14 protein-coding genes are annotated in these 14002 nt (G+C 67.3%); all 14 read left to right on the top strand.

Going from position 1 to position 14002, the window contains the following annotated elements:
- Window positions 1-29: 29 nt before the first annotated feature.
- The 14 genes from AC5RUK_RS03130 (at window position 30) to tatA (ending at window position 14001) form a co-directional block, all read left to right on the top strand.
- On the top strand, window positions 30-758 hold the full coding sequence (locus AC5RUK_RS03130; protein ID WP_494151342.1) for an HAD family hydrolase: 729 nt from the start codon (window positions 30-32) through the stop codon (window positions 756-758).
- Window positions 755-1912: a site-2 protease family protein gene (locus tag AC5RUK_RS03125; protein WP_494108966.1), complete on the top strand. Its 1158-nt coding sequence runs from the start codon at window positions 755-757 to the stop codon at window positions 1910-1912. The genes AC5RUK_RS03130 and AC5RUK_RS03125 overlap by 4 nt, the downstream gene beginning before the upstream one ends.
- 112 nt (window positions 1913-2024) lie before the next feature.
- Window positions 2025-3065, top strand: coding sequence for a tRNA (adenine-N1)-methyltransferase (locus AC5RUK_RS03120; RefSeq protein WP_493987217.1), 1041 nt, complete (start codon window positions 2025-2027; stop codon window positions 3063-3065).
- Window positions 3066-3270: 205 nt separating this feature from the next.
- Window positions 3271-4959: a proteasome ATPase gene (arc, locus tag AC5RUK_RS03115; RefSeq protein WP_493987534.1), complete on the top strand. Its 1689-nt coding sequence runs from the start codon at window positions 3271-3273 to the stop codon at window positions 4957-4959.
- Window positions 4960-4973: 14 nt separating this feature from the next.
- Window positions 4974-6572, top strand: coding sequence for a depupylase/deamidase Dop (gene dop, locus AC5RUK_RS03110; protein ID WP_494151532.1), 1599 nt, complete (start codon window positions 4974-4976; stop codon window positions 6570-6572).
- A gap of 42 nt (window positions 6573-6614) precedes the next feature.
- Window positions 6615-6818, top strand: coding sequence for a ubiquitin-like protein Pup (locus AC5RUK_RS03105; RefSeq protein ID WP_493978456.1), 204 nt, complete (start codon window positions 6615-6617; stop codon window positions 6816-6818).
- Between the two features lie 3 nt (window positions 6819-6821).
- Window positions 6822-7658, top strand: coding sequence for a proteasome subunit beta (gene prcB / locus AC5RUK_RS03100; protein WP_493987216.1), 837 nt, complete (start codon window positions 6822-6824; stop codon window positions 7656-7658).
- A 2-nt stretch (window positions 7659-7660) separates the two neighbouring features.
- Window positions 7661-8392 (top strand): proteasome subunit alpha, encoded by a 732-nt coding sequence (gene prcA, locus AC5RUK_RS03095; RefSeq protein WP_494108964.1) that lies wholly within the window; start codon window positions 7661-7663, stop codon window positions 8390-8392.
- A 2-nt stretch (window positions 8393-8394) separates the two neighbouring features.
- Window positions 8395-9756, top strand: a complete 1362-nt coding sequence (gene pafA, locus AC5RUK_RS03090) for a Pup--protein ligase (RefSeq protein WP_494151341.1) — start codon at window positions 8395-8397, stop codon at window positions 9754-9756.
- A 52-nt stretch (window positions 9757-9808) separates the two neighbouring features.
- A complete protein-coding gene (locus AC5RUK_RS03085; protein ID WP_494151340.1) occupies window positions 9809-10750 on the top strand; it encodes an FKBP-type peptidyl-prolyl cis-trans isomerase in 942 nt (313 codons plus the stop codon).
- A 73-nt stretch (window positions 10751-10823) separates the two neighbouring features.
- Window positions 10824-11219: an FKBP-type peptidyl-prolyl cis-trans isomerase gene (locus tag AC5RUK_RS03080; protein WP_493978452.1), complete on the top strand. Its 396-nt coding sequence runs from the start codon at window positions 10824-10826 to the stop codon at window positions 11217-11219.
- A gap of 111 nt (window positions 11220-11330) precedes the next feature.
- On the top strand, window positions 11331-13328 hold the full coding sequence (locus AC5RUK_RS03075; protein ID WP_494151339.1) for a helix-turn-helix transcriptional regulator: 1998 nt from the start codon (window positions 11331-11333) through the stop codon (window positions 13326-13328).
- A 10-nt stretch (window positions 13329-13338) separates the two neighbouring features.
- Window positions 13339-13674 carry a hypothetical protein gene (locus AC5RUK_RS03070; RefSeq protein WP_493987211.1) on the top strand — a complete coding sequence of 112 codons (336 nt, stop codon included), beginning with the start codon at window positions 13339-13341 and terminating at the stop codon, window positions 13672-13674.
- A gap of 42 nt (window positions 13675-13716) precedes the next feature.
- Window positions 13717-14001, top strand: a complete 285-nt coding sequence (tatA, locus tag AC5RUK_RS03065; RefSeq protein ID WP_493987210.1) for a Sec-independent protein translocase subunit TatA — start codon at window positions 13717-13719, stop codon at window positions 13999-14001.
- Window position 14002: the final 1 nt, after the last annotated feature.

Raw genomic sequence — 14002 nt, 5'->3', positions numbered from 1 at the left:
CGGGCAGCAAGGGACCGTAGACTGGATGCATGCCCGTAATTGACCCTTCCCCCGCTGCGTCCAGCCACCCGTCGTCCGGCCTGCAGGCCGTTTTCTGGGACATGGACGGAACGCTCGTCGACACCGAGCCATACTGGATCGAAGCCGAGTCCGAATTGGTGGCTTTGTTCGGCGGGATGTGGAACGACGAGCTGGGCAAGAAGCTGGTGGGCAATGCGCTGGAGACATCGGCCGCCGTGCTGCAGCAGGCCGGCGTCGACCTGGGTATCCGCGAAATAGTGGACCGGCTGATCGACGCGGTGACCGAACGCGTCCGCGGCCGCATCCCGTGGCGTCCCGGCGCACGGGAGTTGCTCGCGGAGTTGGCCGAGGAACGCATTCCGGCAGTCCTGGTGACCATGAGCGAGACCAAGCTGGCCGCCGAGGTGGTCCGCGCGCTGCCCGAGGGCAGCTTCCGGCACCTTGTCACCGGTGACATGGTCACGCGCGGCAAGCCGGACCCGGAACCGTACCAGCAAGCCTTCGACTGGCTCAGCAGCCAGCTGCCCGGCGCCGACAAGCGGAACGTCGTGGCGCTGGAAGACTCGATTCCCGGGGTTGCGTCGGCCGAAGCCGCCGGCCTCGTGACCGTGGCCATTCCGCACGTCGTGCCCGTTCCGCCGGCACCGGGGCGCCCGCACTGGGAGAGCCTTTCCGGGAGGGGCCTGAGGGACTTGGAGCGCGTCCTGGTGCGCGCCGCCCAGGAAGCAGGAGTATGAGCACGCAGACGCCCCGGCCGCCCGAGGAAAAGGAACGCAGCGAAGGGATTCCCCTGGGCCGCATGTTCGGTGTCCCGGTGGTGCTGGCCTGGTCCTGGTTCGTGATCGCCGCCTTCATCGTGCTGATCTTCGGCCCCCAGGTGCAGCGCCTGATGCCGGAAATCGGCGTGGGAGCCTACGCCGTGGCCCTCGGCTACGCGCTGCTGCTGCTGTTCTCCGTGCTGGTGCACGAACTCGCCCACGCCCTGACGGCCCGGACCTTCCGGTGGCCGTCGGCCAAAATCGTGCTCAACCTCTGGGGCGGCCATACGCAATTCGACAACTTCAACGCCACGCCGGGCAAGTCCCTGCTGGTGGCGTTGTCCGGGCCCGTGGCCAACTTTGCGCTGGCCGGCCTCGGCATGCTGGTCCTGCCGCTGTTCCGCGGCGAACCGATTCCGTTCCTGCTGACCGACATCTTCATCTGGGCCAACTTCCTGGTGGCCGTTTTCAATATCCTGCCGGGGCTCCCGTTGGACGGCGGACGGCTGGTGGAGACCGCCGTCTGGAAAGCGACCGGCAGCCAGGAAAAGGGAACCGTGGCGGCGGGCTGGGCCGGCCGCATCATCGTGGTGCTGCTGGTGATCGGCGTGATTGGCATCCCGCTGCTGCGGGGCGGAACACCGGATCTCCAGATGGTGGTGCTCATGGTGCTGGTGTGCGGTTTCCTCTGGATGGGCGCCAGTTCGGCCATCTCGCACGCCCGGATGCGGCTGCGCCTGCCCTCCGTCAGCGCCGGGCAGCTCAAGCTTCCGGCCACGTCGCTGCCCGCCACCGCCACGGTGGACCAGGTACAGCAGCTGATCCAGGGGCACCCCGGGCTCTCCGTGGTGCTCACCGCCGCGACCGGCCAACCCGAAGCAGTAGTGGACCGCAACGCGCTGGGCCAGGTGCCGCCGTCGGCTGCCGCCCGCACGCCGGCCGCGGCCGTCTCCCGGGCCTTGGCGCCGGGGGCCTACGTCCCGGAGGCGGCCGCCGGCCAGGAGCTGGTGCAGTACCTGGCCCGGCTGGCCGGCAGCGAGTATGCCGTGATCGACGGCGAAGGCCGCGTGACCGGGGTGCTCCAGCAAAGCACGGTGGTCCGGGCCATCACCGGCAAGGCCGGCAGGCTCTGACCCCGGCAGCCGCTGGCGCCGGGAACTTAACCGGCGGCCGGAATACAATCGACGAACCGGCCCGGCACGCACTGCCGCGGCCGCACCAACAACGACCGGAAGTGATCCACGCATGAGCTCCTCCACCAGCGCGCACGGCGCCGACCAGCGACGCGGGCCGTTCCGGCCCGGGGAACGGGTCCAGCTCACGGACGAAAAGGGCCGGATGAACACCGTCACCCTGACGCCCGGTGGCGCATTCCATACGCACAAGGGCTTCCTTCCCCATGACGAGGTGATCGGCCGGCAAGAGGGCACCGTCGTGGCAAACACGGTGGGCCACCGGTACCAGGCACTGCGCCCGCTGCTTTCGGACTTTGTGCTCTCCATGCCACGCGGTGCCGCCGTGGTCTACCCCAAGGATGCGGCCCAGATCGTGACCATGGCGGACATTTTCCCGGGTGCCCGGGTGGTCGAGGCGGGTGTCGGCTCCGGTGCCCTGAGCATTTCGCTGCTGCGCGCCGTGGGCGACGGCGGACGGCTGCACTCGTTCGAGCGCCGCGAGGAATTTGCCGACGTTGCCCGCGGCAACGTGGAAACGTTCTTCGGCGGACCGCACCCTGCCTGGCAGATCTCGCTGGGTGATTTCCAGGACGAAGTCATCAAGGCCGAGGAACCCGGCAGCGTGGACCGGGTGGTACTGGACATGCTGGCGCCGTGGGAATGCCTCGACGCGGTGGCGACGGTGTTGGCGCCCGGCGGCGTGTGGATCAACTACGTGGCCACCGTTACACAATTGTCACGTACCGCCGAGGCGATCCGCGCCGACGGCCGGTTCACCGAACCCGACGGCTGGGAGTCGATGGTGCGCGGCTGGCACCTGGAGGGCCTGGCCGTCCGGCCCGACCACCGCATGGTGGCGCACACCGGCTTCCTGCTCACGGCCCGCCGGCTGGCCGGCGGCGTGACCGGCCTGACGCCCAAGCGCCGTCCGTCCAAGACCGGCTTCGCCGCCGAGGACGTGCAGGTGTGGACCGGCGACGAGGACGACTGGAATGCCGAGGCACTGGGGGAGCGGACCGTGTCCGACCGCCGGCTTCGCCGTGCTGCCAAGGATGCAGCATCCACCGTGCAGCGGGGAGCGTTCAAGGACATCAATCCCGAAACCGACTGAGGCCAGGCGCGGGCCGCTTCGGTGAAGACATTGGAACAACATGTCTCGGTTTGGCGTTTTCTTTCGTATACAGGTGCAGCCGGCTCGGGTGCCGGTTAGTGTCTAGGGAAGGAACCGATCACGGAAGCAGGTCGCGGTGATGAACGACCAGAACCAAAACAACCAACCGGCACCGGCTGAACGGCAAGACGACCAGCGCGACGCGTTGACGGTCGCCCAGCGCCAGATCAACGTACTGCGCGACAAACTGCGCCACCTGGACAAGCAGCTGGCCGCAGCCACGCAAAACAACTCCCGGCTGGTCTCCACCCTCGAGACCGCGAAGACCGAGATCGTCCGGCTCAAATCCGCCCTCGAACGCGACGGCGAAACCCCCTTTAGCTTCGCGACCATCACCCAGGTCAACAAGGCACAAAGGCCGCGGCCGGGCACGAGCAACGCTGCCATGGTGCAGGAGAGCGTGGACATCGTGCAGTCCGGGCGCAAGCTGCGCGTTGCGGTCAGCCCCTTGGTCAAGATGGACCACCTCGCTCCCGGCCAGGAAGTCCTGCTCAATGAATCGCTGACGGTGATCGCCGCGCTCGGCTTCGAGCGCTCCGGCGAGTTGGTCACCATCAAGGAAATGCTCGACGGCGACCGCGTGCTGGTGGTCGGACGGGCCGACGAGGAACGGGTCGTCAAGCTGTCCGGCGCCCTGCGGACCGAACGGCTCCGGGTCGGCGACGCCGTGTCCATCGACGCCCGCAGCGGTTACGCCCTGGAAAAGATTCCGCGCAGCGAGGTGGAAAACCTCATCCTCGAGGAGGTGCCGGACATCTCCTACGAGGACATCGGCGGCCTGGGTCCGCAGATCGACCAGATCCGCGACGCCGTCGAGCTTCCCTTCCTGCATCCCGACCTCTACCGCGAGCACGGGCTGAAGGCACCCAAAGGCATCCTGCTCTACGGCCCTCCCGGTTGCGGCAAGACGCTGATCGCCAAGGCCGTGGCCAACTCCCTGGCCGCCAAGGCCATCGAGCGCAACGGCACCGACACCCGCAGCTACTTCCTGAACATCAAGGGACCGGAACTGCTGGACAAGTACGTGGGCGAGACCGAGCGGCACATCCGGCTGATTTTCGCCCGGGCACGCGAGAAGGCATCCGACGGCAGCCCGGTGGTGGTCTTCTTCGACGAAATGGATTCGCTGTTCCGTACCCGCGGCACCGGTGTCTCCTCCGACGTCGAAACGACCATCGTGCCGCAGCTGCTGTCCGAGATCGACGGCGTGGAGAAGCTGGAGAACGTGATCGTCATCGGCGCCTCCAACCGCGAGGACATGATCGACCCGGCCATCCTGCGCCCCGGGCGGCTGGACGTGAAGATCAAGATCCACCGGCCGGACGCCGAGGCGGCCGCGGACATCTTCGCCAAGTACCTCACCACCAATCTCCCCATCCACGCCGAGGACCTCGCCGAGCATGGGCAGGACCGTAAGGCCACCATCGACGCGATGATCCAGCGCACCGTTGAGGAGATGTACTCCACGGACAAGTCGAACGAGTACCTGGAAGTCACCTACGCCAGCGGCGACACGGAGATGCTCTACTTCAAGGACTTCAATTCCGGCGCCGTCATCCAGAACGTGGTGGACCGGGCCAAGAAGAACGCCATCAAGGACCTGCTGACCAACCAGCAGAAGGGCCTGCGGATCGAGCATCTGCTGAGCGCCGTGGTGGACGAATTCCGCGAGCACGAGGACCTTCCCAACACCACCAATCCGGACGACTGGGCGCGGATATCCGGCAAGAAGGGCGAACGGATCACCTACATCCGCACCATCGTGCAGGGCAAGGCCGGGCAGGAGGCCGGCAAGGCCATCGAAACGATGTCGAACACGGGGCAGTACTTGTGAGCGTCTACCGCGTGATGGGTTCGGAGACGGAGTATGGCATCCATGCTCCCGGCGAACCCCTGGCCAACTCCACGGTCCTCTCCTCGCAGGTGATCAACGCGTATGCGGCGACCATGCGAAAAGGCCTGGGAAACCTGGCCGGCACCCGTTGGGATTACACCGACGAGGAGCCGCTGCACGATGCCCGTGGATTCGACCTGTCACGCGACCAGGCGGACCCGTCACAACTGACCGACGTCCCGCCGATCCTCGACGCCGAGCAGATTGCACTGGCCGGCGGCCGCGCGGCCGGCAACGAGTTCTACACGGACGAAGCCTCCGGCGTGCTCATGAACATGGTGCTCAGCAACGGGGCCCGGCTGTACGTGGACCACGCCCACCCGGAATACTCCTCGCCCGAGGTGACCAACCCGCTGGATGCGGTGCGCTGGGACAAGGCGGGCGACGCCGTCGTGCTGACAGCGATGCGCAGGATCGCCGCCACGCCGGGGTTCTCACCGGTGAACCTGTACAAGAACAACACCGACAACAAGTCGGTCTCCTACGGCGCGCATGAGAACTACCTGATGCCGCGCAGCGTGCCGTTCAACCGGATTGTCACGGGTCTGATTCCGTTTTTCGTGTCCCGACAGGTCGTGTGCGGTGCCGGGCGGGTGGGACTGGGCAGCAACGGCCGCACCCCGGGCTACCAAGTCAGCCAGCGTGCGGACTTCTTCGAGGCCGAAGTGGGGTTGGAGACCACCATCCGAAGGCCCATCATCAACACCCGTGACGAACCGCATGCGGTCGCGGACAAGTACCGGCGGCTGCACGTGATCATCGGCGACGCGAACCTGAGCGAGGTGTCGATTTTCCTCAAGATGGGCACCACCGCCCTGGTGCTGTCCCTGATCGAACACGGGGAAGTACCGGATCTCCAGCTGGCCGACCCGGTGCAGGCACTGCAGGCGATCAGCCACGATCCCTCCCTGCAGCAGAAGGTCCCGCTCAAGGACGGCAGCATGGTCACCGGTTTGGACCTGCAGGAGATCTACCTGCAGGCGGCGGTGGAGCATTGCCGCCGCCACGACACCGACAGCGGACAGACCGCGGACGTGCTTCGGCGCTGGGCTGAGGTGCTGGACACACTGCGCCGCGACCCGATGGACGCCGCCGACCAAGTGGACTGGGTGGCCAAGCTCAAGCTGCTGCAGGCGTACCGGGACCGGGACAGCATGGAATGGGGGGACCCGCGCCTGGGCCTGATCGACCTGCAATATGCCGACGTCCGGCCCGAGAAGGGCCTCTACCACCGCCTGGCCGCACGCGGCCGGATCCGGCGGTTGCTCTCGGACGCCCAAATCGAAGCCGCGGTGGGCGAGCCACCGGAAGACACCCGGGCCTACTTCCGCGGAAAGTGCATTCAGCACTTCCCCCAGGAGGTGGTCGGGGCCAGCTGGGACTCCGTGATTTTCGATCTTCCCGACCGGCGCCGGCTGCAGCGCATCCCCACCCGCGAGCCGTTGCGCGGCAACCGCGAACTCACCGGCAGGCTCTTCGAGGAAGCTTCGTCAGCGGAGGACTTCATCACGGCGTTGCTGGGCCCCGCGAACGAGCCCCACGTGGCAACATAAGCACTAGGACCGAGTCGATCGTCCCACCAGAAGGAGGCCATCATGGCAACCCAGGACCGCAAGAACGTGGACTCGCGCCGCGACGACGAAGAGTACGACGACGAGCCCACGCCCGAGCCTGCCGCCGCACCTGCCGCGCAGGCCGAGACCGAAGGCACCGATGATCTGCTGGACGAGATCGACGGCGTGCTGGAACAGAACGCGGAAGAATTCGTGCGCGGTTTCGTGCAGAAGGGCGGGCAGTAGTTGATGGACATGCCGGCCGGCGGTCCGGGCTCCGTTTTCGCCCAGATTTCCCACTCAGCCACCGCCTCCTTCAGCGAGTACTTGGCGCGCACCGCCCCGGACCTGCTGCCGGGCGCCCGCGGTGCCCAGCAGCTGCCGGCGGGGGCGGCACCGATGGTGCCGCACGGTACCACCATCGTGTCGATGACCTTCGCCGGCGGCGTGCTCATGGCCGGCGACCGACGGGCAACGATGGGCAACTTGATCGCCAGCCGGCATATCGAAAAGGTCTTTCCGGCCGATTCCCATTCGCTGCTGGGCATAGCCGGCACCGCCGGCATCGCCCTCGACATCACGCGTCTCTTCCAGGTGGAACTTGAGCACTACGAGAAAATCGAAGGCACGCTGCTCAGCCTGGACGGCAAGGCGAACCGACTGGGCGCGATGATCCGGTCGAACCTGCCGATGGCGATGCAGGGCCTCGCGGTCATTCCACTGTTCGCCGGTTTCGATGCCGAGCGCCGGGTGGGCCGGCTGTTCTCCTACGATGTAACGGGCGGACGCTATGAGGAGCAGGAGCACCACAGCGTGGGGTCCGGATCGGTCTTTGCCCGCGGGGCGCTGAAGAAGCTCTGGCAGCCAAACCTGGAGGAGGCGGCAGCTGTCCGTGTGGCCATCGAAGCCCTGTACGACGCCGCCGACGACGACTCGGCGACCGGGGGACCGGATGCCGTCCGGCAGGTGTGGCCCTTGATCTACACGGTCAACGCCGCCGGCGCCCGCCGGATCCCGGACCGGGAGCTGGCCTCCACGTCCGAGGCCGTCATCGGGGCGCGCGCCGTGGCCGGACGGGAGGCCTGAGCATGACGCAGCAGTTCTATGTCTCGCCCGAGCAACTGATGAAGGACCGGGCGGACTTCGCCCGGAAAGGCATCGCCCGGGGCCGTTCGGTGGTGGTGCTCAGCTGCTCCGAGGGGATTGCGCTGGTCGCCGAAAACCCCTCGCCGGCGCTGCACAAGATCGGGGAAATCTACGACCGGATCGCCTTCGCCGCGGTCGGCAAATACAACGAATTCGAAAGCCTGCGCCAGGCCGGTGTCCGCTACGCCGACGTGCGCGGCTACTCCTATGACCGGGACGACGTCACCGGCCGCGGCCTCGCCAGCGTCTACGCGCAAAGCCTGGGCGCCGTCTTCACCGCCGACAGCAAGCCGTTCGAGGTGGAGCTTGCCGTGGCCGAAGTCGGCGATACGCCCGCCGAAGACCGGCTGTTCCGGCTGACCTTCGACGGGTCCATCGCCGACGAACGCGGCTTCGTGGTGATGGGTGGCTCGGCTGAGGCAGTGGGCGAGAGGCTGCGCGGCAACTGGATTAACGAGCGGGACTTTCCCGGCGCGGTCCGCGCAGCGGTGGCCGCCCTGTCGGGCGGGACCGGCGAGCAGGACGCGGGGCAGGGCAGGGAACTGCGTCCCGAGGGACTGGAAGTCGCCGTCCTGGACCGCGACCCGCTGTCCAACCGGGGGAGCCGGCGTGCCTTCCGCCGGTTGCCAACCGCTGAGCTGACCCGGATTTTAGGCGAGGGAATGGACGGCTAGCCATGGATCGACGCATCTTCGGGATCGAGACCGAATTCGGCATCTCCTATTCGGCGCCGGATTCGCGCCCGCTCTCGCCCGAAGAGGTGGCACGCTACCTCTTCCGCGAAGTGGTCACGTGGGGCAGGTCATCCAACGTGTTCCTGACCAACGGGTCCCGGCTCTACCTGGACGTGGGCTCCCACCCGGAGTACGCGACCGCGGAATGCGACGACGTCGCCCAATTGGTGGCGCAGGACCGGGCGGGTGAACTGATCCTCGAAGACTTAATGAACGAAGCCCAGGAGCGCCTGGCGCGGGAGGGCTTCGGCGGCAGTGTCTACCTGTTCAAGAACAACACCGACTCGGCCGGGAATTCCTACGGCAGCCACGAAAACTACCTGATCCCGCGCAAACTCGAATTCTCCCGGCTGGCCGACATCATGATCCCGTTCCTGGTGACGCGCCAGATCCTGGTCGGGGCTGGCAAGGTGCTCAAGACGCAAAACGGGTCCATCTACGCCTTCTCCCAGCGTGCCGACCACATTTGGGAGGGTGTCTCGTCCGCCACCACCCGTTCACGACCGATCATCAACACGAGGGACGAACCGCACGCAGATGCCGAGTACTACCGGCGCCTGCACGTCATCAACGGCGACTCGAACATGTCCGAGGCCACCACGATGCTCAAGGTCGGGACGGTGGACCTGCTCCTGCGGATGATCGAAGCGGGGGTCATCATGCGCGACCTCCGGCTGGAAAACCCGATCCGCAGCATCCGGGACATCTCGCATGACCTGACCGGCCGCAGGCCGCTGAAACTGGCCAGCGGGCGGGAGATGTCCGCGCTGGCCATGCAACAGGAATACCTGTCCAAAGCGCGCGGCTTCGTCGAGTCCAACGGGGCGCACAGCCCGCACGTGGAACGCATCCTCGATTTGTGGGAACGGACCCTGGCGGCGGTCGAATCCGGCGACCACCGCGGAATTGAGCGGGAGATCGACTGGGCCATCAAGAAGCGGCTGATCAACCGGATCATGGACCGCCAGTCCATCGATCTGGATTCGCCGCGCATCGCCCAGGTGGATCTGACCTACCACGACATCTCCAGCCGGCGCGGCCTCTACCACCTGCTGCAGGCCCGCGGGGAGGTGGCACGGGTGGTGGAGGAACAGGACGTTAAGGACGCCGTGGACCGGCCGCCGCAGACCACCCGCGCCAAGCTGCGCGGCGACTTTGTCCGCGCGGCGCGGGAAAACGGCCGTGACTTCACGGTCGACTGGGTGCACCTGAAGCTCAACGACCGCTCCCAGCAGACCATCCTCTGCAAGGACCCGTTCAGGAGCGAAGACCCGCGGGTCGAGGCACTGCTCGCCACCTTGTGACCTCCACCGCATATTCCAAGCGGACCACCAGATTTCTCTGCGAGAATGTCCCGTGCCCGCAAGTTCCGCGATAAGAAAGTCGATTGTGCGCAAAATATTCTCCATCCTCCTGCCGGCCGCCTTGCTGCTCACCGCATGCGGCGGTAACGGCGGTTCGGGCTCGGACAGCCTGGATGACATCTCCGTGACCTCCGGCGCCGCGGGCGCCGCCCCCACCGTCGACTTCTCCGCGCCGCTGGAGCTGCCCGAATCCCGGGCCGAAGTCATCACCGAAGGCGAGGGGGACGGTGCTGCCGCGGGCCAGTGGATCCGCTACCGTCTGCTGGCCAAGGACGCCGTCACCGGTGAACAGCTGGGCGAAACCTACTCGGGCGTGGCCGACCAGACGGTGGAACTGAGCGAGGGCTTCGAAACCGCCGACCCCGCCCTGTACGAGGCGCTGCTGGGCTCCAATCCGGGCAGCGAGATCGCCTACTACGTCCAGCCGCCGGAAGACACCGGTGCTTCCGCGCCCGCCCAGAACCCGCAACTGCTCTTCCTGACCGTGCAGGACGTCAAGGACAAGGGCGTCAAGGCCGATGCCGCCGAGGTCGCCGAGCTGGAGAAGGCCGGCAAACTGCCGCAGATCACGCTCGACGACGACGGCGTCCCCTCGGTCAAGATCCCGGAAGGCAACGACGCACCGGACAACCTCATCGTCAAGGTCATCGAAGAAGGCGACGGCAAGGAAGCCACCGAGTCCAGCACGGTGAAGGCGAACTACGCCGGGTGGAACTGGGCCGAGGGCACCGAATTCGATTCCAGCTTCTCCCGCGGAGAAGCGACCGAGTTCCCGCTGGACGGCGTCATCGAAGGCTGGACCAAGGGCCTGACCGGCCTAAAGGAAGGCTCGAAGGTCTTGCTGTCCATTCCCACCGAACTGGCCTACGTGCAGGGCCAGGGAGATGCTGTGGGAGACCTCATCTTCTATGTGGAGCTGACGGAAGTCCGGTAAGGGATGCCGCCGCCCGGTACGGTAACGTAGCCGACGGCAGCACCAGATACACGTCAAGCAAGAGAGGTTCAGCATGTCTTTCGGCAAGCGCGAATACGACCGCACCAAACCTGAAATCGACTTCCCCGGGACCGAAACCCCGCAGGACCTGGTGATCGAAGACATCATCGTGGGAGACGGCGCCGAGGCCAAAGCCGGCGACACCGTGTCCACCCACTACGTAGGCGTCGCCTGGTCCACCGGTGAAGAGTTCGACGCTTCGTGGAACCGCGGCGCACCGCTGGACTTCCGCGTCGGCGTCGGCCAGGTCATCCAGGGCTGGGACCAGGGCCTGCTGGGCATGAAGGTGGGCGGCCGCCGCCGGCTGGAGATCCCGGCCCACCTCGCGTACGGCGACCGCGGCGCCGGGTCCGCGATCGCGCCGGGCGAATCGCTGATCTTCGTGGTGGACCTGCTCGGCGTCCGCTGAGCCCACAGACCGGCAGCCGGGGGCGGAGCGACGGAGAACGTTAGTTCATCGTTACTCCGCCCTCCGGCGTTGACTTCACCCCGAAACCCTCAAGCCAGTAACGTTTCAACTATGTCCGCCTCCAAGACCGAACGCCTCCTCAACCTGCTGATCGCGCTGCTGGAACGCCGCCGGGGCTACAGCAAGGAAGAGCTGCGCGCGCTGATCCCGCCGTATCGCGAGGCGACCAGCGACGACGCCTTCAACCGGCTGTTCGAGCGGGACAAAGAGGACCTGCGGGAGATGGGTATCCCGGTGGAGACGTTCCCGGACGACACGCTCTACGAAAACGACAACAGCGGGCTGCGGTACCGGATCGACCGGCACAAGTACCGGTTGCCTGAACTCCACTTCAACGCCCGGGAGAGCGCGGTGCTCTCGCTGGCCTCCCGCTTGTGGCAGCAGGCCTCGCTGGGGTCGGCAGCCGCCCGGGCCGTGCGCCGGCTGGACGTCCAGGGCGCCCTGGCCGACGGCGATCCACTGATCGGGGTGGAGCCGCGCATCCGCACCGCGGAGCCGGCCTTCGAACCGCTGCTCAAGGCGGTGCTGGACCACACCCCCGTCTCCTTCGACTACCGGTCGCCCAAGGACGGCCGGCCGCAGCCGCGGCGGGTCGAGCCCTGGGGGCTGGGCAACCGGTACGGGCACTGGTACCTGGCCGGCCGCGACCTGGACCGGGACGCCCAGCGCACCTTCCGGCTGTCCAGGATCACCTCCACGATCAAGAAGCTGTCCGGGACGTACAGCATCCCGGAAGGCTTCGCCATGCGTACGGTGCTGGACGGTCTGCAGGCGCCGGAGGACAACGGGACGGCCGTGCTCCTGCTCCGGCAGGACAAGGCCAACTCGCTTCGCGCGGCCGCTGCCGCCGCCGAGGGCGTCCGGCCCCCGGCGGGCTGGGACGCTGTCACACTTGGCTACGGCGACGCGGAGGTGCTGGCGGAGGAAATTGCCTCGCACGGCGCCAACGCCCTGGTACAGGGTCCGGACGAGCTGCGCGGCGCCGTGGTGCGCCGCCTGGAAGGCGCCCTGGCCGCCGCAACCCAGGCACCGCCGTCGTACGCCCTGCTGGAGGACAGCTCACGGCCGGCACGGAAGACGGGGTCCCTGGACCATCTGCCGCGGCTGCTGGACCTGGTCTCCTACGTCACGGCGAATCCGGGCGTGCCGCTGGACGCCACCGCCGAGAAGTTCAAGATCAGCAAGAACCAGCTGATCAAGGACCTGAACCTGCTGTTCGTCTGCGGGACTCCCGGCTACGGCCCGGACCAGCTCATCGAAGCCTTCTGGGAAGACGGCACCATCTCCATCAACAACGCCGACGAGATCGACAAGCCGGTGCGCCTGAGCCTGGACGAGGCGCTCTCGCTGGTGGTCGGCCTGCAGGCCCTCGAGACCGTGCCCGGGGTGGGGGAGCAGCCCGCCCTGCGCAGCGCGCTCAGCAAACTGCTGGCGGCGGCCGGCGGAGTTGCCGCCCGCCACACGGCCATCGCCGCGGATCTGGCGGCCGAGGACAGCACGCCCGAGGTGCTCGCGCTGCAGGAAGCCGCGGCCTCCCGGCGGAGCGTGGACATCGACTACCTCGTGCCATCGCGGGATGAGATGACGAACCGCCGGATCGATCCGCTCCGGGTCTTCGCCGTGGACGGCCACTGGTACACCGAGGCCTGGTGCCACCGCCAGCAGGCCGTGCGGCAGTTCCGGGTGGACCGCATGCGTTCCCTGGCCGCCACCGGCGAGCACTTTGAGCCGCCGGCCGAGCGGAGCAGCGAATTCCCCGACAGCCTGTTCACCCCGCAGGAGACGGACCAGGTGGTGGTGCTGCGGATCTCCGAGCGCTTGGCCGAACTGGCCGACCGGTACAACGCCCGGCGCCGAGCGGTCCTGGCGGACGGTTCGCTCGCGGCCGAAATCCGGCTGTCCAGCACGGCGGTGCTGCCCGGCCTGGCGGCACGCCACGGCGGCGAAGTCGCCGTGCTGGAACCGGCGGAGGCGGCCCGCCACACCCGGGAATGGCTGCGGCAGGCGCTGGAGGCCTACCGCGCGGCGCCGGCTTCGGCCGGAAGCTAGAGTGGACAACATGCCCCTTTGGTTCTGGATCCTGCTCTGGGTTGCCCTCTGCGCGCTGGCCCTCGTGTTCATCGCCCTGCTCGGCTGGCGGATCTTCCGCCAGTTCGTGCGAACGTTGCGTGAATTCGAGGCGGCGGCCGACCGGCTGGCCGGTGGACTCCAGACGGAACAGCAGCCCGCCGACCCGCACCGCCCCAAGCTGGCCCTCTTCGCCGATCCCGCGGTGCTCAAGGAGGAATACTCGCTGGGCAAGGAGCGGCGGCGCGAGGAGCGGAGGCAGCGCAGGTTCGCCCGGCGCGCGGCCCGCGGGCAGCGGCAGTCCCTCCGCGATCTGCGGCTGTCCTGACCCGCCGATGGCATAGGATGGACTAGACGAAAGGAACCACGCATGGGACGACTCTTCGATAACCCCTGGACCATCATTATTCTGGTCATCATTGTGCTGCTGCTCTTTGGCGCACCGAAGCTGCCCGGCCTTGCCCGGAGCCTGGGCCAGTCCATGCGGATCTTCAAGTCCGAGGTGAAGCAGATGAAGGACGACGACACGTCCGCTGCCGACCCGGAATCGGAACCCGTCGAGGGCCGCGTGGTCAACCCGCCGCGGAACAACACTGACAACCGCGGACAGCAGCCGAATGCGAACGGCGGATCCCCATCGCCGCACCAGCAGTAAG

The sequence above is a fragment of the Arthrobacter sp. Y3223065 genome (assembly GCF_059090885.1).
Note: the sequence above shows the minus strand (reverse complement) of the source record. Positions and strands in the feature narration are given on the sequence as shown.

Bases quoted from the DNA above. Each gene is read 5' to 3' on its own strand.
- AC5RUK_RS03130 (WP_494151342.1), top strand. From the start codon at position 30: ATGCCCGTAATTGACCCTTCCCCCGCTGCGTCCAGCCACCCGTCGTCC.
- AC5RUK_RS03120 (WP_493987217.1), top strand. From the start codon at position 2,025: ATGAGCTCCTCCACCAGCGCGCACGGCGCCGACCAGCGACGCGGGCCG.
- AC5RUK_RS03070 (WP_493987211.1), top strand. From the start codon at position 13,339: ATGCCCCTTTGGTTCTGGATCCTGCTCTGGGTTGCCCTCTGCGCGCTG.
- pafA (WP_494151341.1), top strand. From the start codon at position 8,395: ATGGATCGACGCATCTTCGGGATCGAGACCGAATTCGGCATCTCCTAT.
- AC5RUK_RS03105 (WP_493978456.1), top strand. From the start codon at position 6,615: ATGGCAACCCAGGACCGCAAGAACGTGGACTCGCGCCGCGACGACGAA.
- prcA (WP_494108964.1), top strand. From the start codon at position 7,661: ATGACGCAGCAGTTCTATGTCTCGCCCGAGCAACTGATGAAGGACCGG.
- tatA (WP_493987210.1), top strand. From the start codon at position 13,717: ATGGGACGACTCTTCGATAACCCCTGGACCATCATTATTCTGGTCATC.
- AC5RUK_RS03080 (WP_493978452.1), top strand. From the start codon at position 10,824: ATGTCTTTCGGCAAGCGCGAATACGACCGCACCAAACCTGAAATCGAC.
- prcB (WP_493987216.1), top strand. From the start codon at position 6,822: ATGGACATGCCGGCCGGCGGTCCGGGCTCCGTTTTCGCCCAGATTTCC.
- dop (WP_494151532.1), top strand. From the start codon at position 4,974: ATGGGTTCGGAGACGGAGTATGGCATCCATGCTCCCGGCGAACCCCTG.
- AC5RUK_RS03125 (WP_494108966.1), top strand. From the start codon at position 755: ATGAGCACGCAGACGCCCCGGCCGCCCGAGGAAAAGGAACGCAGCGAA.
- AC5RUK_RS03075 (WP_494151339.1), top strand. From the start codon at position 11,331: ATGTCCGCCTCCAAGACCGAACGCCTCCTCAACCTGCTGATCGCGCTG.